The 22,751-nt window shown below is 44.6% G+C and carries 22 protein-coding genes and 1 tRNA gene; 9 read left to right on the forward strand and 14 right to left on the reverse strand.

What is annotated here, in order from left to right:
* Positions 1-48: 48 nt before the first annotated feature.
* Positions 49-315, reverse strand: coding sequence for a stage V sporulation protein S (locus tag H5T88_05390; GenBank protein ID MBC7329778.1), 267 nt, complete (start codon positions 313-315; stop codon positions 49-51).
* Between the two features lie 260 nt (positions 316-575).
* Between H5T88_05390 and H5T88_05395 the strand changes: the two genes are divergently transcribed.
* From H5T88_05395 to H5T88_05410, 4 genes are read left to right on the forward strand one after another with little or no spacing between them, the layout of a single operon-like run.
* Positions 576-1,184, forward strand: a complete 609-nt coding sequence (locus H5T88_05395) for an SPOR domain-containing protein (GenBank protein MBC7329779.1) — start codon at positions 576-578, stop codon at positions 1,182-1,184.
* On the forward strand, positions 1,181-1,627 hold the full coding sequence (gene smpB / locus H5T88_05400; GenBank protein MBC7329780.1) for an SsrA-binding protein SmpB: 447 nt from the start codon (positions 1,181-1,183) through the stop codon (positions 1,625-1,627). Before H5T88_05395 ends, smpB begins: the two co-directional genes overlap by 4 nt.
* Positions 1,620-2,018: a hypothetical protein gene (locus H5T88_05405; GenBank protein MBC7329781.1), complete on the forward strand. Its 399-nt coding sequence runs from the start codon at positions 1,620-1,622 to the stop codon at positions 2,016-2,018. Before smpB ends, H5T88_05405 begins: the two co-directional genes overlap by 8 nt.
* A 22-nt stretch (positions 2,019-2,040) precedes the next feature.
* Positions 2,041-5,013, forward strand: coding sequence for a GNAT family N-acetyltransferase (locus H5T88_05410; protein MBC7329782.1), 2,973 nt, complete (start codon positions 2,041-2,043; stop codon positions 5,011-5,013).
* Here the strand turns inward: H5T88_05410 and H5T88_05415 are convergent.
* From H5T88_05415 to H5T88_05435, 5 genes are all read right to left on the reverse strand, one after another.
* Positions 4,994-5,818 (reverse strand): PHP domain-containing protein, encoded by an 825-nt coding sequence (locus H5T88_05415; protein MBC7329783.1) that lies wholly within the window; start codon positions 5,816-5,818, stop codon positions 4,994-4,996. The two genes, H5T88_05410 and H5T88_05415, sit on opposite strands and share 20 nt — an antisense overlap.
* Entirely contained in the window at positions 5,805-7,160 is a 1,356-nt protein-coding gene (locus tag H5T88_05420; GenBank protein ID MBC7329784.1) for a CCA tRNA nucleotidyltransferase, read from the reverse strand. The genes H5T88_05415 and H5T88_05420 overlap by 14 nt, the downstream gene beginning before the upstream one ends.
* Positions 7,157-8,281 carry a glycerate kinase gene (locus H5T88_05425; GenBank protein MBC7329785.1) on the reverse strand — a complete coding sequence of 375 codons (1,125 nt, stop codon included), beginning with the start codon at positions 8,279-8,281 and terminating at the stop codon, positions 7,157-7,159. The genes H5T88_05420 and H5T88_05425 overlap by 4 nt, the downstream gene beginning before the upstream one ends.
* Complete coding sequence (locus H5T88_05430) at positions 8,278-8,514, reverse strand: PTS glucose/sucrose transporter subunit IIB (protein ID MBC7329786.1); 237 nt, start codon at positions 8,512-8,514, stop codon at positions 8,278-8,280. The genes H5T88_05425 and H5T88_05430 overlap by 4 nt, the downstream gene beginning before the upstream one ends.
* A gap of 128 nt (positions 8,515-8,642) precedes the next feature.
* Entirely contained in the window at positions 8,643-11,027 is a 2,385-nt protein-coding gene (locus H5T88_05435; GenBank protein MBC7329787.1) for a hypothetical protein, read from the reverse strand.
* A 214-nt stretch (positions 11,028-11,241) separates the two neighbouring features.
* Between H5T88_05435 and H5T88_05440 the strand changes: the two genes are divergently transcribed.
* Positions 11,242-11,472 carry a hypothetical protein gene (locus H5T88_05440; GenBank protein MBC7329788.1) on the forward strand — a complete coding sequence of 77 codons (231 nt, stop codon included), beginning with the start codon at positions 11,242-11,244 and terminating at the stop codon, positions 11,470-11,472.
* Positions 11,473-11,500: 28 nt separating this feature from the next.
* On the opposite strand, the gene H5T88_05445 is transcribed toward H5T88_05440, so the two are convergent.
* The 3 genes from H5T88_05445 to H5T88_05455 form a co-directional block, all read right to left on the reverse strand.
* Positions 11,501-12,100, reverse strand: coding sequence for a hypothetical protein (locus tag H5T88_05445; GenBank protein MBC7329789.1), 600 nt, complete (start codon positions 12,098-12,100; stop codon positions 11,501-11,503).
* A 143-nt stretch (positions 12,101-12,243) separates the two neighbouring features.
* Positions 12,244-12,894 (reverse strand): DUF1559 domain-containing protein, encoded by a 651-nt coding sequence (locus H5T88_05450; GenBank protein MBC7329790.1) that lies wholly within the window; start codon positions 12,892-12,894, stop codon positions 12,244-12,246.
* Between the two features lie 157 nt (positions 12,895-13,051).
* A complete protein-coding gene (locus tag H5T88_05455; GenBank protein ID MBC7329791.1) occupies positions 13,052-14,332 on the reverse strand; it encodes a PocR ligand-binding domain-containing protein in 1,281 nt (426 codons plus the stop codon).
* Positions 14,333-14,406: 74 nt separating this feature from the next.
* On the opposite strand from H5T88_05455, the gene H5T88_05460 reads away from it, so the two are divergent.
* The 4 genes from H5T88_05460 to H5T88_05475 all read left to right on the forward strand — a co-directional run bounded on the left by H5T88_05460 (position 14,407) and on the right by H5T88_05475 (position 18,016).
* Positions 14,407-14,643 carry a hypothetical protein gene (locus H5T88_05460; GenBank protein ID MBC7329792.1) on the forward strand — a complete coding sequence of 79 codons (237 nt, stop codon included), beginning with the start codon at positions 14,407-14,409 and terminating at the stop codon, positions 14,641-14,643.
* The gene (locus H5T88_05465; GenBank protein MBC7329793.1) at positions 14,640-15,854 is read left to right on the forward strand and encodes a tyrosine--tRNA ligase; all 1,215 of its coding nucleotides are present in this window, start codon (positions 14,640-14,642) and stop codon (positions 15,852-15,854) included. The genes H5T88_05460 and H5T88_05465 overlap by 4 nt, the downstream gene beginning before the upstream one ends.
* A 1-nt stretch (position 15,855) precedes the next feature.
* Complete coding sequence (locus H5T88_05470; GenBank protein MBC7329794.1) at positions 15,856-16,926, forward strand: phosphoribosylformylglycinamidine cyclo-ligase; 1,071 nt, start codon at positions 15,856-15,858, stop codon at positions 16,924-16,926.
* Positions 16,927-17,002: 76 nt separating this feature from the next.
* Positions 17,003-18,016 (forward strand): 4Fe-4S cluster-binding domain-containing protein, encoded by a 1,014-nt coding sequence (locus tag H5T88_05475; protein MBC7329795.1) that lies wholly within the window; start codon positions 17,003-17,005, stop codon positions 18,014-18,016.
* A gap of 2 nt (positions 18,017-18,018) precedes the next feature.
* Here the strand turns inward: H5T88_05475 and H5T88_05480 are convergent, their stop codons facing one another.
* From H5T88_05480 to H5T88_05500, 5 genes are all read right to left on the reverse strand, one after another.
* Positions 18,019-18,537: a GAF domain-containing protein gene (locus H5T88_05480; GenBank protein MBC7329796.1), complete on the reverse strand. Its 519-nt coding sequence runs from the start codon at positions 18,535-18,537 to the stop codon at positions 18,019-18,021.
* Between the two features lie 361 nt (positions 18,538-18,898).
* Positions 18,899-18,973: transfer RNA gene (locus tag H5T88_05485), tRNA-Ile, on the reverse strand.
* 2 nt (positions 18,974-18,975) lie between these two features.
* Positions 18,976-19,878, reverse strand: a complete 903-nt coding sequence (locus H5T88_05490) for a sigma-70 family RNA polymerase sigma factor (GenBank protein MBC7329797.1) — start codon at positions 19,876-19,878, stop codon at positions 18,976-18,978.
* Between the two features lie 86 nt (positions 19,879-19,964).
* Entirely contained in the window at positions 19,965-21,701 is a 1,737-nt protein-coding gene (locus H5T88_05495) for a DNA primase (GenBank protein ID MBC7329798.1), read from the reverse strand.
* A 3-nt stretch (positions 21,702-21,704) separates the two neighbouring features.
* A complete protein-coding gene (locus tag H5T88_05500; GenBank protein ID MBC7329799.1) occupies positions 21,705-22,670 on the reverse strand; it encodes a hypothetical protein in 966 nt (321 codons plus the stop codon).
* Positions 22,671-22,751: the final 81 nt, after the last annotated feature.

Here is a 22,751-nt window from a genome sequence, read left to right on the forward strand (position 1 = left end):
TCGGGTTCTGGGACCCTTTCTTTTACTTTACATGACTTGCCCTATTTTTTATTTGGTGCGGGATTCCAAGAGGAAGCGTATAGCGGTTCGTTCCTCACCGTCGATGTTGACGGAATGGAAGGCAGGGGCAGCTACAAGGTCTATGCCGTTTGGCGCTACATATCCCCGCGCTATGGCTATTGACTTCACCGCCTGATTAACGGCTCCCGCTCCAACCGCTTGCACGATGACCTGCCCATCCCTTCTCATTACCGCCGCAATAGCACCGGCTACCGCCTTAGGAGAAGAGTTAGCAGATACCTTCAATACCTCCATTTCTTCGACCTCCTTCTTTATCTTTTTTGCGTCGCATCTATCATTTGAGCTTGGCTATTGAATTCAGCTGTTTTTGTTATTAAATTTTAATAACGGTTAAATTATGAAGCAAGCAAATTTTCAATGCAAGCAATTTTTTAATCTTGGTTTTGTTGCATAATTCATTAAAATTATAAATTGTCAAGATACAGGGTTTTTGCAACAAAACCTAAACCCTTGACTTCTCCTTTGTTAATTGATTATAATGCCTATAGAAAGGAGTGATAAGCATAGAAAAGTCGGGATTGCTTAAGAACATTCTGCTTGTGATGGGCGTGATTTGCGTCCTTGGGGTTTCCTTTGTTTTGGGGCTCTTCACTGGGTGGAAACTCTCCAGCTCCGAAAGATACGAAGAAAGATACGAAGAAATGCCACCGTTAAGAAGAACTGTTCCACAAAAGCAATACACGCCACCCTCAACCCCCATCTTCATTATACCCCACAAGACTACTCCCTCCCTTCAAGCTACTCCTTCCCAAACCAAGCCCCGGATACAAAAACCCTCTGTTCCTCCTAAACCGGAAATCTCAATAACTCCGACCAACATCCCTCAACCTCCAAAGGCAGTAACGACTCCACCACCAACCAGCGAAGAGGCACCCGTGGAATCCCCAAAGAAGCTTTACAAAGTGACTATTGGTCCTATGGATGAGGAGCAGGCAAAGAAAACACAGGAGGAATTGAAAAATCAGGGAAAGGAAGCCATACTCGTGCCTTCAAATGGCAAATATAAATTGCAAATAGGAGCTTTTATTCAGAAGGAAAACGCCCAGAACCTTGTGGATGAACTGAAGAAATCAGGATATAACGCAGTATTAGAGGAAAAATGAAGGTTATCACAACGAACAGAAAAGCGAGCCACTTCTACGAGATAGAAGATAATATAGAAGCCGGTATAGCCTTGACTGGTTCGGAGATAAAAAGCGTGAGGGAAGGGAAGGTGGACATAAGCGACAGCTTTGCAAAGATAGAGAAGGGAGAGATATGGTTAATGAATATGTACATAGCTCCTTATGATAAGGCAAGGGGATTGAATGTTGACCCTCGTCGCCCGAGAAAATTGCTCCTCAAGAAGAGGGAGATAAGGCATCTTATGGGAAAAGTTCTTCAGCGTGGTTATACCCTCATTCCTTTAAGAGTTTATATAAAGGGAAGATGGGCAAAAGTAGAATTAGGATTGGCGAAGGGGAAAAAGCTATACGATAGGCGCAGGGAGATAGCGGAGAGAGATATGAGAAGAGAAATGGAGAGAATGTTAAAGGGAGGTGATTGAAATAGATATTAAGAAGGAAAAGCTGGTAAGGGAAATCATAAGACAGCGTTTTGACAATCCCGAATGGGAGGTTTTCTCCAATATAGGAGAGAGAAAGGAGCGAGGAATTAGGATAGGTCCGAATGTCTTTTATCCAAGCATAGTAGTTCTAAAAATGGATAGTAGCGAGGTCATCGGCGTAGGTGAAGTGGAAACTGAGGAAGCAATTGACCCCCAGTCAGCGAATAGATGGCAGATGTTAAGTAAAGCTTTCCCTTCTTTTTGGCTTTACATTCCAAAGAGCAAATTGGAGGAAACTCGTAAATTGCTCCAAGAACGAAAAATAAAGAAGGTCTTGCTTCGCACTTGGGAGGTAGATGAGAAGGGAACGGTTACCATAACCGACCTTTAGAGGGAAGGCTGAGTTAAAGCCGATGATTATAAGAGAGCTTTTAAAGAGCGATGGTGAGAAATTAGGGAGTTTTCTTGAAAGTCTATCTCCGCAAACGGAGTATTTCTTTCATCCTTACCCCCTAACAAGGGATTCCGCCTTAGCCTTTGTTAATAGGGAAGATATATTTTGCCTTGTCGCAGAGGAAAATGGGAAGATAATAGGCTATGCTTGGTGGGAGCCTAAGGATGTAGAACTTCCCTCAATAGGCATCTGCGTTGCCGATGAATACCAGGGGAGGGGAGTGGGGAAAGCCTTATTGGGTAAATTGGTTCAAGAAGCAGAGAAGCGGAAGAAGAGAGGACTCAGGCTGATAACTATGAAGGATAATTTGAGGGCGATAGCTCTTTATAAAAAATTCGGCTTCTACATAGTAGGGGAGACAAAAGAGGACCCAAGAGGGGAATCTTGGAAAATGATAAAAAGGATAGGACCGATAAGGAAAATCTTCATCGTCCCTTACTGCCATCCCGACTGGGCTTGGACTCACACAAGGCTCTGGCACGAGAGACGCTATGACCTTGTCTTCAACGAGGTTTTGGATATAATCTCCCAACATCCCAATTTTCGTTGGTATATGGATAATTACTTATGCCAACTGACTCCCTTTTTGAAACGCTCACCTAAAAGGATAAAAGAATTAAGGGAAAGGATAAAAGAGGGAAAGATAGCGATATGTGGAGGTTATTCCAATATTCGCCCAAATATGGTTGAGGAGGAAACGTATATTCGCAATTTAATAATAGGCAAGGAAAAGTTCCGGTCCTTATTCCCTGAAGCGAATTTGTCTGCACATGGGGATGCGGTTGATGTTGCTGTTGGGCATCCCCAGATGCCACAAGTGCTTTCCCTTGCTGGCTATCGCTATTTTATCTTTTGGCGACCGGAGGTCGCGCTCAATCACAAGGAAATACCCTATGAATTCATCTGGGAGGGTTTGGATGGCTCCAGAATAATAGCTCATAGAGCCTGTTATGGAGGATTATGCACTAAAGATATGCTTCCTGATGATTTTAGGGATAGATGGGAAGAGATTAAGGCACTTTGGTGGGAAAGGGAGATAGGTTATCGCGCTGTGTTGTCTCCCACGGGTTTGATTTGGATAAGTCATGGCAACGATGATGCTCGTCCTCTCCGTGCTCTATGGACAGACGAGGAGATGGAGCTCTTAGCCTTTGTTGAAGAGTGGAACAAAAGGGAGAATATACCTATGGTCTTTGCAACACCCTTGGAGTTCTTCAAGGAGATTAACAAAGAAGAACTCCCGATAGTTAGGGGTTCTCTTGACCCTTGTGATGTCTGTTACAACGCCGCTTTCGGTGGTTCTTTGGGTCTTTGGAAATTGCGGATTGAAACAGATAAGGAACTGCGTCTGGGAGAGATTTGGTCTGCAATAGCTAAAGCGCTCGGATATAGTTGGGAGGCAAATTGCTTCCAACCCTTGTGGGAAAACCTACTTAATTATTCTGCCCATGCTACACAGTGGCTTTTCCAGGAGGATTTTGACAACCTCTATTCTCTCGCCCAGCAGACCATTGGGAAAGCAAAGGGAATAAAAATCAAGGCATTAAAGGATATTTCTAATCACATCTCTCCAAAGGAGAAAGAGGTAATCGTTGCATTCAATCCTCTACCCTGGGAAAGAAGAATCTATATACCGATGGTTCTCTCTTTCCCCCAGAAGATACCTCCCTTCATCCGCCTCAAAGACGGGACAGGTAGGGAGATTGCCTATCAAAGGATTAGAGAAGTTGGTCTATCCGGCTGGGAATTGGAGGTCTTGACCAGGGTTTTCCTCCCTCCCCTTGGCTACAATACGATAACAGTTGAAACAGAGAAGCCTAAAGATTTGGAAGAAGGAAGTTTTCTACAACCGATTTGGCAAGGAGGGGAAATAATCGGATTCAGGGAGGAAGAGATAGGGGAAGTAAAATTGGAAAAAGGAGATGTCGGTTTTGGCGGTCTCGTTCTTTTTCTTGTTGATGTTACTGCGGAACTACATATGGGTAGGATATTGGATAAAAGGAAGGTGGAATGGGATGCAGTGGAGAAGGTCAATGATGGCCCTTTGTTCAAGAGCTTTCTAAGAAGGGGAAAGGTCAACTCTCACAAAATAGAGCAAAAAATTCACCTTTATAGTGGCGAAAAGAGAATAGAATTTGAGACCCTTATTGACTGGCGAGGTGAGGATGGTTTTATTGCCCTTGTTAATCCCTTACCATTTGAGGGAGAACTTTATGGCGATACCCCGTTTGCGGTGGAGAGAAAGGACCTCTCAGAGGAAATATATGGACCCGTGGAAGGAAGTGGCGGAAATATAGAACGATGGAGGAAGGGTGCCTTCTTCGTTAGGTCTTTTATTGATTGGAGTGATTCCCAAAAAGGAATTGCCTATATCTCGCACGATGGAGATAGATACTTTATATTTGATGAAGAAGATAGAGCGATTTATCACATCCTCATAAATAGCATCATAACCTGTGAAGGGTGGGAGAAGGATATCAATTATCAAAGGAAGGGCGTAGGGCTCCATCATTTCAAGGGGAGCATATTGCTTCACAAAGGCGATTGGAGAGAGGGAAAAGTATATAAACAAGCTTTGCTCCTTCGCCATCCTCCGGATTTAATTTTTATGGATGGCGAGGAAAAGGAGTCTCTTTCTCCTATTTTGCCACCCATTTTTTCCTTTCTTTCCCTTGAGCCCGAGAACCTTGTGCTCACGGCTTTCTATTTCCATGAGGGGGATTATTATCTGCGATTCTATGAAATAGAGGGTAAATCAACCGAGGCTAAAGTAAAACTTCCCTTCAAAATAAAAGAAGCTATCGCTGTGGATTTTCTCGGCAATTTTTTGAAGGGACCAGAGATTGAAATTAAGGGAAACGAGCTTTCCCTAAAAGTAGAGCCTTGGAAGATAATAACCCTTCGCTTAAACCCTACCGCTTTTTCCCTTTGAGTTTTTCCACACATATAAAGGGGACCTTAAACTGTTCAATCAAAGGAATATCATTGAAAGAATGAGCATCTGAGCCGCCGGTGGGAAGGAGAAATAAATCCTCACACATTTGTTGATAGCGTTCGCTATCGTCGGGGGAGTGGGATGGGTGCCATACTTCTATGCCTTCTAAACCCTCCTTAATCATTTGGGGGATAAGGTAGTCAACATAGGATTTACCGGGATGGGCGAGGACTGCTATTCCACTTGCTTGGTTAATCAATTTGATAGCCTCTTGCCAAGAGATTGAACGGCGGGGAACATAAGCTGGGCTTCCTCTCTTCAGCCACTTTGCGAAAGCTTCTTCTTTACATTGGGCATATCCTCTGTTTACCAATGCCTGTGCGATATGGGGTCTCCCCAGAGATTCCCCACCTGCTAATCCCAAAACCTCCTCAAAGGAAATCTTCAAGCCAAGTTTATTTAACTTATCAACTATTTCCTCGTTTCTCTTCAAACGGGCTTCCCTTTGCCTCTTCAGTCCCTCCGAAAGGGCGGGAGAGTTGATATCAAGGTAATAGCCGAGGATATGGATTTCCTTTTCGTTGTAATCGGTATTTATTTCAACGGCGGGGATAACCTCTATCCCCGCCGTTGAAGCTATTTTTTTCGCTTCCTTCACTCCCGCTATAGTATCATGGTCAGTGATAGCTATAGCGGAAAGACCCAGTTTTGAAGCGGTCTGAATTATCTCTTTTGGGCTCCACTCTCCATCTGAGAAAGAGGAATGGATGTGGAGGTCAGCCCATTTTTCAGGATTCCTCATCAATGAGGCGGCGCACGAAGTCCAAAGCTTCTTCCTTTGTGCTTATCAAGCCTTCAGCGTAAGCTTCCTCCGCAAGCCTCAATAACCTACCTATTGTGGGTCCGGGAAGAGAGCCGAATTCCTGCACTATATCCCTTCCGCTGAGTAGCCTTCTCGGCCTGCGTCCTTCCTTCTTAGCTTCATCTATAAGTTTCAATGTTAGCTGCTTGTGTTTCTCCAAATCCTCGGGGCTTACCTTCTTCGTTGCCAGTCTATCCGCATAGGAAAGGAGGAGGAGCGCAATTGCGTCTTCCTTGAGGTCTTGGAAGAAGCGGAAAACGACCCTATGGGAGAGCTCGCCGAAATGGCTAAGGAAGCTTGGGCGAAGGTGATGTCTTACCAATCTCCTAAGGGTCTTAACATCCTTTTTGGAGAGCCTCAATCTTCTGCCCAGCTCCCTCATCATTGTTTCTCCGAGGACATCGTGCCCTATGAATCTTACCGTGCCATCGGGTTCAACACGACGAGTGGCGAACTTACCAACATCGTGAACGAGAGCCCCCAATTTTAGGAGGAATTGGTCTTTGCTATCAAGCTTTACATCGGCAAAGTCCTCGGCGAGCAATTCCTCAAGATGTTTGAGGGTTTCAACGGAATGTTCAAATACATCCTCGCCATCCTGAACAACACCCTTCAAGGCTGATAGCTCGGGAAGAATCCCCATAAGCAGTCCTAATTCCTCCATTAAGTAGAAATAAGAGTAGCAAGGCGTGACACGGGAGAGGAGGAAGAGTTCCTCCTTTATTCTCTCGGGTGGTGCCTGGGTGATAAGGGGAGCATTGCGTCTTATCGCTTCCTTCGTCTGTTCCTCAATTGTGAAGCCCAATACCGCTGCCAACCTTATCGCCCTTAACATCCTCAACGGGTCCTCAAGGAAAGCCTCTTCCGAGACCATCCTGAGCACCTTATCCTCAATGTCCTTCTTGCCGTTGAAGGGGTCTATGAGTGTGTTTAAGTCGTCAAGAGGGACAGCCAGAGCATTGGCGGTGAAGTCCCTTCTTGCCATATCCTCCTCAATCGAACCGTTCAGGCTGGATACATCTACTTGTATCCTGCCGGGCAAGAGGCACCTTATCACCCTGTAACCATTCATAACGATGATTTTTCCTCCCAACTGGGAAGCAATATCGTTGGCGAGGAGAAGTGGGTCCCCGTCGGTCGCGAGGTCAATATCCTTTGTCTCTCTTTCCAATAGCCAGTCCCTCACGAAGCCTCCGACGAGGTAGGTCTTCATAGAATGTTCTCTGGCGATTTTCTCGACCTCTTCCAGGACAATCTTCGTCACGAGGTCAAGCTCTTTCATAATAACATACCCCCTATCTTTAGAATTTTTGCTATCTCTCTTGCTGTGTTTTCCAACAGCAAGGAGGTTTTTTTCATCGATTGGCGCAAGGTTATGGGACCATTGACAATGGAAAAGGCGGCTTCTATTCCCACTTGGGAGGGATTAAAGCCTTCATCAATCTCTCCTGCAAGGGCTATAACGGGTTTCCCTTTAGCCCTTTTAATCGCACCGGCAATTGATTTTCCGTAAGCAGTTTGTCTATCCAATTTACCCTCGCCCGTGAATATCAAGTCTACATCTTTTATTTTCTCATCAAAACCAATGTAATCCAAAATCGTGTCTATTCCAGAGGAGAGGGAGGCATCAAGGAAAGCAACAAGACCAGCACCTAAGCCTCCAGCTGCTCCTCCACCGGGGAGATTGGATACATCCTTGTTGAGGCAGGTCTTAACTACTTCCGCGAAACGCCTTAACCCTTCCTCCAATAGTATCACTTCTTCCTCACTCGCCCCTTTTTGAGGCGCATAAATAGACGCCGCCTCTAAAAGGGTGTTTTGAACATCACAAGCAACTATAATTTTAACATTTTTTATCCGTTCGTCAAGCCCTTCAATCTCTATTCTTTCCAATTTCAACAGTCCCTCGCCTCCCCAAGGGACATCGTTCCCATCCTTATCCAAAGCCTTTATTCCCAATGCCTGCGCCATCCCCAATCCCGCATCGTTAGTTGCCGAACCGCCAATTCCTACGATTATTCGCTCCACTCCTTGATCAAGGGCGAACTTGATCAGTTCACCAACACCATATGTTGTCGTTTTCATAGGGTTTCTCTTTCGGGGAGGAACAAGGGAAAGCCCAGCAGCCTGAGCCATCTCCACAACGGCTGTCTTCCCATCGCCTAAAATGGCGTAATGACCTTTAACCTTTTCCCCTAATGGACCTGTGACTTCTTTATAGATCAACTTTCCCTGGGTTGCGAGCGCCATTACAAAAGCTGTCCCTTCACCGCCATCGGCAAGAGGTATTTCCCTTATCTCTGCATTAGTGAAAACGCTTCTCAATCCCCTTGCAATCGCCCTAGCGGCTTCCCAGGCGGGTAGACTTCCCTTGAATGAATCGGGGCAAACAGCAATTTTCATTCCTTCCAGAGTTTCCTCAACTCCGCCTCTATGGACTCAGCGGTGGTGCCGAAAACAACCTGCACAGCCTTGCCCATCTTCACTATCCCTAAGGCTCCTAATTCTTTCAATTTTTTCTCGTCTATCTTGGAAGGGTCTTTTACCTCCAAACGAAGACGGGTGATGCAGGCGTCCATCTTCTCAATATTTTCCTTACCACCTAAGGCAGTTAACATTTCTTCTAACCTTGCCATTTGGCATATAAATTTTATCAACAAATTTTCCAATCGGCAAATTGAAACGCTAAAATATTTAAACCAAAACCCACGGTAAAGGATGTATGCCGGAGGTAGCTGACGCTTCAATATATTCCCGAAATCGCTCAAGGTAATAGAAAAGCCTCTCTCAATCCTTTCTTTGCAGTCCAATAGAAAGGCTGAATGGGAGATTTATCTTTTTCCAAATCGCTAAATCTATGGGGAAGAAGATAGACCTTTGATTCTTGTTGACGATTTAGAGTGGACTTCGTTTGAAAAACATAGAATATGTCAATCCAATCCCCTCCATCGTAAAAGCGGGTTACATCATATGTCTTGCTCTTGCTATCTATCCAACGCTCAATTATAGCTATTCCAAGTCCAATTGGAGGGTCTATCCAGGAGAAATCAAACCAGCCAGCCTTTCTCCTGTTATCCGGAGATGGCGAACTGCCCAAATAACCGAAATACAAATCCCGATATTTATCGCTTACCTCCAACCTCCCCTTGCTTATCCTTAGCGCTCCCTCACCAGCGTAGGCTTGAAAGACGCCTTCCCTTTGGGTTAAAGAAGCCCCCTCCCTTGCCCCTTCGGTCTCAATTTCCCCTTTAGGCGTTATACTTCTTCTTATCTCAATTAAAGGACTCTTCCTGAAAAGAGTGTATCTGCTATAGCCCTTCAATTCCTCGCTCTCAAAGGGAATCACCAGCTCACTGAAGACCTCACCTTGGTTAAGAGCTATTTTTTCCCTTAAAATATTGAGATTTTTCACTGGCTGGAGTTCCAATTTCCATGGAGAAGAAAATAGGTTTTCTCCCTCAACGCTTAGCTCGTTTAACTCGTCCCTCTCTAAATCAAAGCTTGCCCTATAATATTCGTTCTCAAATGTCCATTTCTCTTTAATGAAAAATATCGTAGAGCATTTTCTCTCTACCTCAAAAAGCAAATAGAAGCGCCTTTCACCTGCCGGTATTTCATCTTCCATCCATATTGCCTCTCCTTCACTGTTTATCTGGCAAGGGAATTCCTTGAGAAGAACTCCATTTTGGTCCATTGAGATGACTCGCGCTGAACGCCATCCTTTGGGCAATTTATAATACAATGGCTGGTTTTCCCTCTTCATAGGTGAGGGCGGAAGCCAAAGGGCTGAGAAGCCTTTGGAGGAAGATGGGCTCGGGGGAGAGATGCCTACAGCCAAAACTTCCTCTTTTTCATTATTCAAAACGGTTGAGTTTGCATCCCCAATAATTCTCACTCTTATTATGTGAAAACCTTTCTTCAAACCCTTGAGTTCAAATGTGAAGTCCTTTTCCCGATTGACCTTGAGGTTATCTATTTTCTCTTTCTTGAAATTTTTCCCATCAACTAAAAGAAGGACTTCTACTTCCTTTCCCTTCATATTCCCTATGTTTTTCACTTTACCTTTCACCTTTGCGATTCCCTTTTCCTTTCCAATTGTCCATTCATAGGAATAAACGGGAAGGACGAAATAGCGATAAAAAAGTTCGTCCGAGAGCCTGTCGAGCTGTGGAACGCTGCCATAATAAAAGATTGCAACACCCAAAATATCTGGGCAGGAGGATTTTATCAACCTGAATTGCTCCTCCAATTCAGCGGGTGCAGTCAAAAGAGTTCTGTGCTGGGGCTCATAATTTATCCCTAATCCAATAAGGGTTTGCCTTTCCAATCTCTTTTCCTTTATCCCTTTAATGGCTTCTTCTAATACTCCAAGATGCATATTGTGATAGTTTAAGTAAACTTCGGGTAGAAAATAATCCACATATGGGGAAAGCTTTTCTTCATCTCCACCAGTTGTCCATAGGGCGATTTTGAGATTGGGATTATTTCTTTTGAACATTTTTATCGCTTCCAATACTTTGTCGCTTACTTCACAGGCGCCATACTCGTCTATCCCTATTCCCTCCGCTCCCTTCGGTATATTTGACCAGCAGGCGACTTGCTCTTCTATCTTGGATTCGGGATGTTGACTCCAATAGCAAACCCCAGGCTTAAAAACCAGTGGAATCCTTCCTTCCCAAAGCCATTCCTCTATCTCTTCCTGTCTAATCGTTGTGCATATAGTGGGGAACTTCAAATCCTTAGGTGTTCCATACCAGGCAAACTCCACCTTTCTTTCCACCACCGGAAAACTCGTTTCCTTAGAGAAAACTTTCCCCTTAGCTATTACTTTTACCTTCAAATTATAAATCCCGCTTTCCTTCGCTATCCATTCCCCAATTTCCAATTTATTTTCTCCAGTTTCTAACTTTGGAATTGTTATCTTCTTTATTTCTTTCTCTCTTCCACCGTCTTGGAGGTAAAGAGATATGGAGACATTTTCAATTGGTTTATCTTCTTCGTTTTTCAAGTTAATGCGAAGCTTAAACCTTTCACCCTTGCAAGGCAGAACCGGGGCGACGATAAGTTTTTCTATGCTGAGAGGAAATGTGAGCTTAGCGCTTAAGGTAAGAAGAAACAAGATTGGGAAGAGAATTTTATAGGTCATCATGTTTAAATAATAAAGGCTTTCCAATCCGCATAGCAAGGAGAATCAGGGGCATGGGAAAAAGGGAATTGGATTGTTTGTTAGGCAGGCATAGAGAGTTAAAAAGATGGGAAACCAGAGACTATCACTCCCCAGGAAGTTGAAAGGGCGAAGCCGAGTGGGTGGAAGGGAAACCACCAGAACCTCTTTCTCATAATTATTAAAAAGAGGGTAAAGATTGCTCCACCTAAGAAAGATGGTGGCTATCAAAATGGAGAAGGGAACGGCTATCCCAAATACAATCGCTAAATTTCTCCTTTTGACTTTCAATGAATCCCCGATTTTGAAACTATCAAGGAATGCTGTTATCAATATTCCTCTCAAATCCCTCGTAAAAAGGGAATCCATAAATGGAAGAAGGGAGAGGTTTCTTGCGCCGAGCGAACTTGGGGAGGCAAACAAGGAGTAAATCTCTATAGGGTTGAAGCAACCCTCGCTCATATCATAATCATACCGCCTTCCGAGGTTGCCCGAGCCATCACGAGGGCTTCAACGAATATGTAAATACCGAACTCAAATAGGGCAATAGCCAAACCTAATCCCGCTTTATTAGACCAAATACAAATAAAGAGAAGCGAAGCGATGAGTCCCCAGAATGCAACTTTATATGGAATCACCTCGTCTTCTTTTTTATATTCGTTTCTCACAATCTTCTTAAGATGGGGAAGGGCAATGTAAAAGAGATATCCAGCGGTCACGAAGAAAGCTCCCGCTGTTTCGTAGGAGAGGAAAAGAGAGGCTCCAGAGTGAGGGGCTATAGTAGTTTCCGCGCCGAGGTAAACAGCTATCAATTCCTGAGCTCTGAAGAAGAAGTAAAAGACCCAGAAACTAAATAGAAGCTGGGTAGGGAGAAGGTAGAAGAAACCGATTGTGGCAAAAGAGATATAGATGTAAAGATATTCAATGTTATCCCAAGGACGTCCAGTGAGGTATTGTTTGAGATTTATATTGAGATTTATTGAGGGAAGGTTGGGAAAAGCTTTTTGAAAAGTGTTCAGTGTATAGATGATGGACGGGATAGCAAAGCCGAGCCACATAACTTTGTTATTTAAAGGGCACGAGCCAGTTATGGAGAAAAGAATGCCGTAAAGTAATGAGCGTAGTGTCAACTATGAGCGGTCCCTGAATGTATTTGGATTTGGGGCAACCCCAAAGGGGTTGCCCCAAATCATCTAAACCCTTACCATATCATCGCCGGGACTATATGAGCGTTGTGGAAATCCCAGCTGCCGATTTCCTGCGAATGCAGCCACTTAACATGTCCATCGCAAAAGGCGATGTTATCTCCCTCAGAGTGGCGAGTATATTTGGCGTCCCTTCTATCCTCCATACACGAAGCGGCGCATGCGTTTGGATAGGCAATGAACCAGGAGCAGGCGAAGGTGGAGAGGGAATCGGCAACCATAACGAGTTCAGCGGGATTCTCAAGTTTGGCAAGGGATAGACCGCGAGGGGGGTCGCACCAGTGAGGGCAAAGCATACAGGAAGCGATGCCATAATTGACATCGCCAGCTGGTTGAGTGGAGCCATCCGGTTGAAGGATTCCTGCAGAAGCGGAGGGACACTTTAGGATTTGTGAGTTCTTAAGATAGGGTTGAATAAGCTGGTACCACCAGATATTATTGACCCGACTTCCTGTGGGCAAGCATTCATCCCAGTCCTGGGCATACATCAGGAAGGCATTGGCTATCTGCTTCAAGCTTGATTGGCAGCTAGCTTTTCTCGCCTGCTCCCGTGCTCTGCTGAACACTGGGAAGAGGATGGCCGCCAAAATCGCTATTATAGCGATTACGACCAACAATTCTATAAGGGTGAAGCCTTTACGCCTCATCAAAGAGCACCTCCTTTTTTTTGAGATTTGTTCAGTGTAAATAATGACCGATGAGGTAGCAAATTTCTATGAGTTTCTTATTGAACAATAGGAGATTTTTAAGATATTTTATTTGATATTTGGTTTTAAGGTCCTTGCTTTACCAAGTATTGTGGGGTTAGAGTGTTTGTGTTTGTCCTCTTTTAAGCTTTCTGTAGGCGAGAGGGGTCAAACCGAATTCTTTTCTGAAAATAGCGGCGAAATAGGCGGGGTCATTGAAACCCACTTGGAAAGCGATATCGGTTACGGGAATATCTGTATTCTCTAAAAGTTCTTTCGCTTTAGCTATCCTCACCCTCGTTAAATATTTCGCGAAGCTGCACCCAGTCATCTTTTTAAACAAAGCGCTAAAATAAGTCGGGCTTAAGTGAACCTCCCTTGCCACGGTTTCCAACCTTAACTCCTCGGAATAATTGTCCAATATATATTTCTTCGCTCTCTCAATAACGGATTGTCCTAATCTGGGTTCCTCCCAAAGAGTCATTAAATCGTTCATAATCCAACTCACGGTATCTATTATCTCTTCTTTTGTTTTGCATTTATCAAGTAGGGAGGCATACTGCATAGTTAATTTGAGAAGGTCGACTTGATGGGGAGTGAACATTCTTATCACTCCAAGAATTGAAAGGACCAATCCCCATACCTGTGACTTAACTCCCAAGGAGTCCAATTCCCAGTTTTCCAATATATGGTTTAAGATGCGAGACAAAGAGACAAGGATGCTGTTTTTGCTTCCATATCTTAAACGAGTTAGAAGTTCCCTTTCCTCCTCATATGGATAGTTCGGCTGCTGATGATGAGAGAGCCAAAGCTGTAGGTTTATCAAATCCTTTTCAAAATCAGCTTCTCTCTTTCTTTCCCGAAGCTCTTTAAGCCTTCTGTAATCCCTCTTACTATACTTAAGCGCATTCACAAGAGAATCCCTTATATTGTTTGCCAACTCAAATAGCGTGTTTGCCACATCGTTAACCAAGGAAATGGGAACGACTGGAAGCTCCCAGTATGCCTTTTTAAGCTCTTCCCTATCCACAGGCAAATCCTTTACTTTTTCCCAGATACTCGTGAATTTCTCTTCGGATGGTTTTTCCGTGAGGAATTGCCCTAACATAATGAATGCAACGCACCTGTCCAAGAAGATTATGGGAATTACTCCATCTATGAGACCAGCGTGGCACTCGTAGATGTAAGGGCGCTTATTTTCGCAAGCTATTTGAAGATTCCTCTTATCATTCATCAGACATCTATTTAAGCCTTTGTAAGTCTGGCGAATTATGCTACAGAAAGATTGTAGAGGCGTAGAAGCAGGGAGACCTACAGCGGGTCTAACCTCTTCTGAAAGGCAAATAGAGAGGTGTAAATCTTCAAATTCTTTTCCTTCCCAGTATTTAATGGTCTTCATTTCTTCTTGAACAAGCTCATAATATCCTTTATAATTATATTAATAAGACAAATTTATGCAAAGGAGGTAAGAAAATGCGCCCGGAGGATGCTATTCTCGCGAAATCGGTTATGAGCGAATTAACCCGCAGACGAATAAACATAAGTGGATTGCGAGTTACCGCATCTATGGGTATTGTGAGAATTGAGGGAGTTGTTAGAAGGATAAGAGGAGACAACCGGGACCTCAACGCCGAGATGGAAAGAGCAAGGGATATCATCAAGAGAAAGCCGGGAGTGAGAGATGTTGTGATGAATGTAAAGGTAAGATGAGTCCTGAGGAACAACTCCAAATATTAACCAGTGGGTGTGTGGAGGTAATCACAGAGGAGGAGTTATTAGAGAGATTAAAAACAAAAGAGAGATTAACAGTAAAATATGGAGCTGACCCAACCGCCCCTGACCTTCATTTAGGGCATAGCATTCCCTTAAATAAGCTTCGTCAGTTTCAAGAGCTTGGGCATAGAGTAGTTTTCATTATCGGCGATTTCACCGCGATGATAGGTGACCCCTCAGGACAGTCGCAAACAAGAAAGCAGCTGAGTAGAGAAGAGGTGGAGAAGAATGCCAGGACCTATCTCCAACAAGTGGGGAAGATACTCGCCCTTGATAAAACGGAGATAATCTTCAATTCCCAATGGTTTTCCTCAATGGATTTGGAGGATGTGATAAATCAGCTTGCCTCCAAGTATACATTAGCGAGGATGTTGGAGAGAGAGGATTTCGCCATAAGATTTAAGAATGAGAAGCCAATCTATATTCACGAGCTTCTTTATCCTCTTATGCAGGGATATGATTCCCTTATGATATCGGCGGATGTTGAAATCGGCGGAACGGACCAGAAGTTCAACATGCTCGTGGGAAGGGAGCTTCAAAGGGAAAACGGACAGCCTCCCCAAATAGTTATGACCCTTCCTTTACTTGAGGGCTTGGACGGGGTTCAGAAGATGAGCAAGAGCCTTAACAACTATGTGGGTTTAACAGAACCACCAGAGGAGATGTTCGGCAAACTTATGTCCATATCCGATGAACTAATGTGGCGATATTTAAGTCTTCTTTTGAATTATTCACAAGAGAAAATCATGAAGCTGAAAAGCAAGGTGGAAAGTGGCGAGTTGAACCCAATGGATTTGAAGATGGAGCTCGCTTACAGAATAGTTGCTACATATCATAACGAAGAGATGGCGGAAAAGGCGAAGGAGGAGTTTGAAAAGGTCTTTCGGAAAAGGGAAATTCCCAGCCAAATGGAGGAGATTTGGATAGATAAAGAGAACATAAAGGATGGCAAAATATGGATAATAAGGCTCCTTTTGCTATCTGGTTATGTCAGCGGAACGAGGGAGGCAAAGAGATTAATCAGCCAGGGAGCAATAAAGGTAAATAAGCAACAAATTAGCAACAGCGATTTGGATATTCCCGTTGAGGACGGAATGATAATTCAAATTGGGAAGAGGAAATTCTTCAGGGTGAGAATAGGTGAGTGAGATGGAAGAGAAGAGATGGGATTATACCAAGGCGGGAGTGGATATTGAAAGGGAAGAGAAGGGGATGGAAGGTCTTCTTGGGTGGGTAAGGAAAAGTTTGGGGGAAGATGTTTTACCGATAGGGTATTTCGCAAATGTAATAAGAATTGGCGATTTAGGGATAGCGATAACGATAGACGGGGTAGGAACTAAGCTTCTGGTAGCACAGATGTTGGGAAAATACGACACAGTTGGGATAGACTGCGTTGCTATGAATGTAAACGATGTGCTATGCGTTGGGGCGAGGGCAGTATTTATGGTTGACTACATAGCACTTGAGGAGCCAAGGGAGGACCTTCTTGAGGAGATAGGAAAGGGGTTGTATGAGGGGGCAAGGATAGCGGGCATACAAATCGTGGGAGGAGAGACGGCGCAGTTGAAAGAGATGTTAAGAGGGATGCGAAAGGGATATGCTTTTGATTTAGCGGGTGCCTGTGTCGGAATTGTCAATCCCGATGAGGTTATTCTTGGGCAGGATATTGAGGATGGGGATGTCGTGATTGGGCTGGAGAGCAGTGGAATTCATAGTAACGGGTTGACCTTGGCAAGGAAGGTTCTTTTGAAAGACCATCTTTCCATTTTCAGATATATTCCCGATTTGGGAAGAACGATAGGCGAGGAGCTTTTGGAGCCCACCAGGATATACGCGAGGGAGGTATATGAGATAATGGGGAAGGTCAGGGTTAAGGCGTTATTGAATATCACGGGAGGAGGGTGGTTAAATCTTTTAAGGGTTGAGAAGCCGATAGAGATAGAGGTTGAGGACTTGCCGCCAATACCTGCGATATTCCAGATTATCCAAAAAGAGGGAGAAATACCCGATGAGGAGATGTTTAGGGTCTTTAACATGGGGGTAGGTTTTGCGGTTATAACTCCGGAAGAGGACGTGGGTAAGGTCAAGGAAATATGCGACGGGTTTGGTTTAAAATCCTATGAGTTAGGGAAAGTGAGGATAGCGAAGGATGGAGTAGGCAAGGTGCGAATTCTGAGGTTGGGATTAGTGGGAAAGGGAACGAGGTTTGAAAAAGAATGATTTTTTCTCCAAGGCATATTTGTTCCGATAATAAATCTTATGTTAACTTTTCTTGAAGAGGAAAAACGATTTTAAAATGAAGGGAATTAGACTACCGGTACCTATTTCCGCTGGTGTAATACTTTCCTATCAATGCAACGCGGAGTGTCTCCATTGCATGTATGCTTGCACGCCGAGGTGGAAAGGCTGGATTTCGGAGAGGGATTTGGAGAATTTATTATCAAAGCTTGCGGGGAAAATTATGCCCAGTCCTTTCGGGACGGAACGAGTAAGTCTGAATTACGGGCTTCATTTTACAGGCGGCGAACCCTTTATCAATTTCCCCCTACTTCTCAAAGCAGTTGAAATAGCTAACGAATTGAAGATTCCCTCCACTTTCATTGAAACCAATTGCTACTGGTGTAAGGATGACAAAATAACGAGGGAGAAGCTGGAATTGCTTAAATTGAAGGGATTGAAAGGGATTTTGATTTCCGTCAATCCCTTTTATCTTGAATTCGTTCCCTTTGAAAGAACCGAGAGAGCGATAAGAATCGCTCAGGAGGTTTTCCCCGGGAACGTAATGGTATATCAGATGGAATACTACTATCTCTTCAAGAAGATTGGCATAAAGGGAAAGATGAGGCTTGGCGATTATCAGAGGCTGGCAAGGGATGAGTTATCGGGACGAGTTGAACTTTTATTGATGGGGAGGGCTGTTTATAAGCTGGGCGAGTTTTATCCAAAATATCCGGCGAGTTTTTTCTTCAATCAACCTTGCCAGCCGCCTTTTATTAGGAATTGGCACAATCACTTTGATAATTATGGGAATTTCCTCCCAGGATATTGCGGAGGAATATCCCTTGGAGATTGGAGAAATCTTGACAAAATCTTATTTGAAGGAATAGATTTGAGTTTCTATCCGGTTTTGAATTTCTTGGTTTCCCAAGATTTTGAGGGATTATTCAATTTCGCAAGGGAATATGGATATGAGGAAATAAAGGAAGGCTATGTATCAAAATGTCATCTTTGCCTTGACATCCGCAAATTCCTTTTGGATAAAGGCGACTTTTCGGAGTTGCGCCCCCGGGAATTTTACCGTTATTTATAAAATTACCAGATGCTTTTCCAGAGAATGTCCTCTACATCCCTGTATTGCTGGCGGAGGTTCTCGTAGAGGGCTGCGTTTTGAATCGCTATCGCTGCCTGGGCGGCGATGGAGTTCACGAAATCTATCTCGTCCTTTGAGAATTTTCTTGGTTCGCTCGTGTATATTCTCACTACTCCTATCTTCCTATCCGCTACTCTCAATGGGACGGAAAGAACCGAGACGATTCCCTCTCGCTTAGCCTCCTCGGGATACTGGAACCGTGGGTCCTTAGTCGCATCCTCTATGTAAACAATCTTCCCCTCTAAAACTTCCTTATCCACTTTGCTATGTTCCACATCCACTGGTCCTTTATCAAGATATTCCTTGCTCAATCCGTAAACTGCTTTTATCTCAAGTTTTTGTCCGCTAGGGTCCAATAGCCTGATTGAACAACCCTTCACTCCCAAAGCCTTTGTTGTTTCCTCCACCATCGTTGATAAAAGCTGAGACATATTGAGCATTCCGCACATCCTTTTCTCCATATCCGAAAGAGTGGAGAAATACTTCAACCTTCTCTCAAAAGAAGAGATAAGGTTGGAGGTCAAAATAGCGAGCAGAAGCCAGCTGAGAAGAGCTACTATGCTGACCCAAAAGGTCCCCACTCCCCAGGTAACCCAAATCAAAAGAAGCCATGAGGCTATGGCGAAGCCAACGGAATATAACAATCCTAAAAGGGAAGCAAGGACGATGGGAATCGTGTATAGATAGGCAAAACCGTAGGAGGAAGCAATGTTTTCCGGTGATTTAGCGAAATATACCAAGAGGGAGATCACGACGAAGAGTATAAGTGCCAGCAAAAACATGCCTGCTTTTTTCATTTAGCCATCCTCTCCTTTCCTTTATTGGTGGGCCCGGCCGGATTCGAACCAGCAACCAACCGGTTATGAGCCGGCTGCTCTTCCCTTGAGCTACGGGCCCATTTAATCAAAATCTATAACCTCTTTCAATTTTTTAATTCTATGAGGGTGGCGCATCTTTTTCAAGGCTTTCGCCTCTATTTGGCGTACCCTCTCTCTTGTTACTGCCAAAATCCTCCCCACTTCCTCCAATGTCCTTTGATATCCGCTATCAAATCCATATCTTAATCTTATAACCAATTGTTCCCTTGGCGTCAAGCAGGAACTTATAAGTTCCTCTAATTTTTCCCTCTGCATAGAGCGTGCTACCTCTTCCTCTGGCGATGGAGCGTCGCTATCCGCTACGAAATCCATTACCCTTGTATCCTCGTCTTCGCCGGTGAGATTATCAAGCGATATGGGGTCAGGGCTAATTTCCATTATACGGCGCACTTCATCAATCGTCAAGCCCGTCTCCATACTCAGTTCCTCTTCAGTGGGCTTTCTCCCCAAACGCTGCGTCAGCTGCCTTGCCGCCCTTGTCAGCTTGTGTAGGTTTTCCACCATATGAACAGGGATACGAACAAGCCGCGCTTGGTCGGCTATTGAACGGGAGATCGCCTGCCTTATCCACCAGGTAGCATATGTGGAGAATTTAAATCCCTTACGCCAGTCAAATTTCTCAACAGCCTTGATTAGACCGAGATGTCCTTCCGCAATTAGGTCTGCAAAGGGCAATCCCCTCCCCATCTTCTTCTTTGCGATGCTTATCACTAAGCGGAAATTTGCCTCTATCATCTTCCGCTTCGCATCCATATCTCCCTGCTCTATCCTCTTCGCCAACTCTACCTCTTCCTCTGGGGTCAATAGGGGTATATTAGCGATTTCCTTCAACCAGGCTTTCATTGCGTCTTCTATTACAAATTGTCTGTCCGTTTTATCCTCCCACTCCGTTTCTTCTTCTTCTTCCTCCTCTATGAAATCCATCTCCTCAAAATCTGGATCTGGGGGATAGAACCCTTCCTCTCTTTTCTTTCTTACCAAACTATTCACTCCCTTGCGAACCTTTTGTTTTACAAAAGGTTCTGAAGAGTTTTAAAAAGAGAGCGCAAAGAAACGATTGATTTTTTACGGGCAAGCTTTCCCTCATTTATTAATTTTAACGCTTCCCGATTGATTTGTCCAACTCTTTTAAGATAAATTTCAAGTATCTTGAGGGCGCAATCATAAACCACTTGTTCTGTGGGAGGAGGTAGTTCCTCAAGCTCGATCTCGCTCACTTTTTTCTTCTCTTCTTCTTCAAGCATGTCCAGTAGCGCTCCCCGAGAGAACCCCTCCCCTGCCAAGGACTTTATCTTACTATATATGCTCCTCAGCAAGCTATTTGAAAGAAGCTCTTCCTTAATTATTTCAGTTACCGGCTTTATGAAAGAGGGCTCTAAGAGAAGGGAACGGACAAATTCCTTTTCCACCTTTTCCATCTTTCCCAATGCCTCCTCTGGCCGCATAGAGGGGGTAGCGGTAACCCTTACCTTTGTCCTATCCCCTGCCCTTCTCTTCCTTACTTCCAATGTTATCCAGTTCAAATACTCTCTAACCATCTCGGGGTCCCCCTTAGCAAGCTCCTCAGCGAGCTTCTTGCTCACCTCGTTCCTCTTTCCCGGGTCGCTTATATTAGAGATTATATCTATGGCTTCTTGCCTTCCTTCGTCGCCCTTTTCAAGAGCCTTTTTCAACTGGAAATCGCTTATATCAACTGCTTTCTCAACAATCTCCTCAAAACCTTTCTTACCTTTCTTCCTTATGAATGTATCTGGGTCGTATCCCTCGGGAATGAGAATGACCTTCGCCCTTAAGCCAGCTTCCTCAATTAAAGGGCTTGCTCTTAAAGTGGCGTTCATCCCTGGAGAATCCGGGTCGAAAGCGAGGTATATCTCTTCACAATATCTTTTCAAAAGACGCAGATGTTCATCAGTCAAAGCTGTCCCCAATGTGGCGACCGTGTTTTTTATCCCCGCTGAATAAAGAGCTATGAGGTCCATATAACCTTCAACGATAAAGGCTTTCTTTGCCTCCATAATATCTTTCTTCGCCAAATGAAAGCCATAGAGAATTCTTCCCTTTCTGAAAAGCGCTGTTTCCCAGCTATTTATATATTTTGGAGTAGAATCGTCAAGCACCCTGCCACCGAAAGCTATCACCTTCCCATTGGGTGAAAAGATAGGGAAGGTTATTCTTCCACTTAATATGAGATGAAGTCTGCCTTCTCTTTTGGAGAAGATTCCACAATTTTCCAAATCCTCGTTTGGATAGTCCTTAAGAAGATTGAGGAGCTCTTTTAAATCAGGGGGAGCGAAGCCGAGCATAAATTGTTTTATCGTTTCCATATTCATTCCCCTACCCTGCAAGTAGTGCAAGGCCTTTTCTCCCTCTGGTTTGCTCAAAAGGACATTGTGAAAATATTTAGCGCAGGTCTCGCATATTTCAAGGATGTTATCCCATCTCCCCCTACCCTCCCATTTGAAAGGAATGCCGACTCTCTCCGCCACGAGCTTGGCCGCTTCCATAAAATCTACATTCTCCATTTTCATTACAAAGGAAAAAACATCTCCACCAGCACCACAACCGAAGCAGTGCCAAAGCCCCTTCTCCTCGCTTATCATCAAGGAGGGATTTCTATCGGGGTGGAAGGGGCAAAGAGCTTTATAGGAGCGCCCCGCCCGTTTTACGGGGATGTAGTAGCTAATTACATCTACTATGCTGGCGCTATCTCTTATCTCCGCTATTAAATCTTGGAGGGAGCGTGGCACCCTTTACATAGATATGGTGATGGAAACCACCTTCTTATTTCTTAAGCCAAATACAACGTGGTATGTTTCGTCGTAGCGGCAGAAGAGAATGCCTCCGCTCTCCGATTGCTCCTCAGGAAATCCGTAAGCATTCAAAATATCGGTGTAAGAGCTGCCCAAGGTTATTCCCTTTGAAGTGCGGGCTTTTGACCAGCTCGTCCCGCTGACCGTGACTTCCACTACCCTACCCTTGGATTGTAGAAGCGTAACACGCAGGGTTACGCCTCCTTTCAGGCGATAAATCCAAAGAACTTTATCTGCTGAAACAGTTTCAGTTTGGGTTGAGGGCATAGCTCCCTGGGTCATAGGTCCTCCCGCTCCAGAGATGCCTGGCAAGGGGAAGACTCCTCCTTGAGGACCTACTGGTCCACCCATAGGCGTGGCAGTTCCCGCGGGGCGCATCCCTGGCATCGGACCCATTCCGGGACCCATCATTCCGGGCATACCGGAACCCATCATCCCAGGCATACCAGAGCCCATCATCCCAGGCATTCTGCCTGCTGAACCGGGCGCTCCTCCCGTTGAACCGGGCATCATTCCTGGTCCCATCATGCCGGGCATACCAGGTGTCATTCCCGGTCCCATCATACCGGGCATTCCGGGTGTTGCGCCGGGTCTCATCATTCCGGGCATCCCACCTGCTCCCGGCATAGCTCCGGGACCCATCATCCCCGCACCCATCATCCCTGCCCCGCCCATCCCGGGCATCATACCAGGGAAACCGCCAGCTGTGGTCGTAACTCCTACACGGAGCCCAACTACAATCTCGTCAGGTTGTCCGTAAAGCTTCACTACATGGTCCCATGACTTCCCAAGGGTTATCCCCGCCAGTGTTGTCTCCGTTTGTGTTTGGGTGGGCGTTGCTTCTTGAGCGAACGCTCCAAAACTGACCAGACATAACACGATAATCAAACTAACCTTTTTCAACAACTTGTTCACCTCCTAATTTTTAGACGCATATAGAGGCTATTTTGTTTCTTTAATAGGTATTCTAATAGGTAAGCGTTGTTT

The organism is bacterium (genome assembly GCA_014360495.1).
Classification (GTDB): domain Bacteria; phylum Armatimonadota; class JACIXR01; order JACIXR01; family JACIXR01; genus JACIXR01.

What these genes read in the sequence shown, in the direction of transcription:
- H5T88_05390 (MBC7329778.1), bottom strand. Translation starts at nt 315, where the DNA reads ATGGAGGTATTGAAGGTATCTGCTAACTCTTCTCCTAAGGCGGTAGCC.
- smpB (MBC7329780.1), top strand. Translation starts at nt 1,181, where the DNA reads ATGAAGGTTATCACAACGAACAGAAAAGCGAGCCACTTCTACGAGATA.
- H5T88_05410 (MBC7329782.1), top strand. Translation starts at nt 2,041, where the DNA reads ATGATTATAAGAGAGCTTTTAAAGAGCGATGGTGAGAAATTAGGGAGT.
- H5T88_05415 (MBC7329783.1), bottom strand. Translation starts at nt 5,818, where the DNA reads ATGAGGAATCCTGAAAAATGGGCTGACCTCCACATCCATTCCTCTTTC.
- H5T88_05420 (MBC7329784.1), bottom strand. Translation starts at nt 7,160, where the DNA reads ATGAAAGAGCTTGACCTCGTGACGAAGATTGTCCTGGAAGAGGTCGAG.
- H5T88_05425 (MBC7329785.1), bottom strand. Translation starts at nt 8,281, where the DNA reads ATGAAAATTGCTGTTTGCCCCGATTCATTCAAGGGAAGTCTACCCGCC.
- H5T88_05430 (MBC7329786.1), bottom strand. Translation starts at nt 8,514, where the DNA reads ATGGCAAGGTTAGAAGAAATGTTAACTGCCTTAGGTGGTAAGGAAAAT.
- H5T88_05435 (MBC7329787.1), bottom strand. Translation starts at nt 11,027, where the DNA reads ATGATGACCTATAAAATTCTCTTCCCAATCTTGTTTCTTCTTACCTTA.
- H5T88_05445 (MBC7329789.1), bottom strand. Translation starts at nt 12,100, where the DNA reads ATGTGGCTCGGCTTTGCTATCCCGTCCATCATCTATACACTGAACACT.
- H5T88_05450 (MBC7329790.1), bottom strand. Translation starts at nt 12,894, where the DNA reads ATGAGGCGTAAAGGCTTCACCCTTATAGAATTGTTGGTCGTAATCGCT.
- H5T88_05455 (MBC7329791.1), bottom strand. Translation starts at nt 14,332, where the DNA reads ATGAAGACCATTAAATACTGGGAAGGAAAAGAATTTGAAGATTTACAC.
- H5T88_05460 (MBC7329792.1), top strand. Translation starts at nt 14,407, where the DNA reads ATGCGCCCGGAGGATGCTATTCTCGCGAAATCGGTTATGAGCGAATTA.
- H5T88_05465 (MBC7329793.1), top strand. Translation starts at nt 14,640, where the DNA reads ATGAGTCCTGAGGAACAACTCCAAATATTAACCAGTGGGTGTGTGGAG.
- H5T88_05470 (MBC7329794.1), top strand. Translation starts at nt 15,856, where the DNA reads ATGGAAGAGAAGAGATGGGATTATACCAAGGCGGGAGTGGATATTGAA.
- H5T88_05475 (MBC7329795.1), top strand. Translation starts at nt 17,003, where the DNA reads ATGAAGGGAATTAGACTACCGGTACCTATTTCCGCTGGTGTAATACTT.
- H5T88_05480 (MBC7329796.1), bottom strand. Translation starts at nt 18,537, where the DNA reads ATGGAGAAAAGGATGTGCGGAATGCTCAATATGTCTCAGCTTTTATCA.
- H5T88_05490 (MBC7329797.1), bottom strand. Translation starts at nt 19,878, where the DNA reads ATGGATTTCATAGAGGAGGAAGAAGAAGAAGAAACGGAGTGGGAGGAT.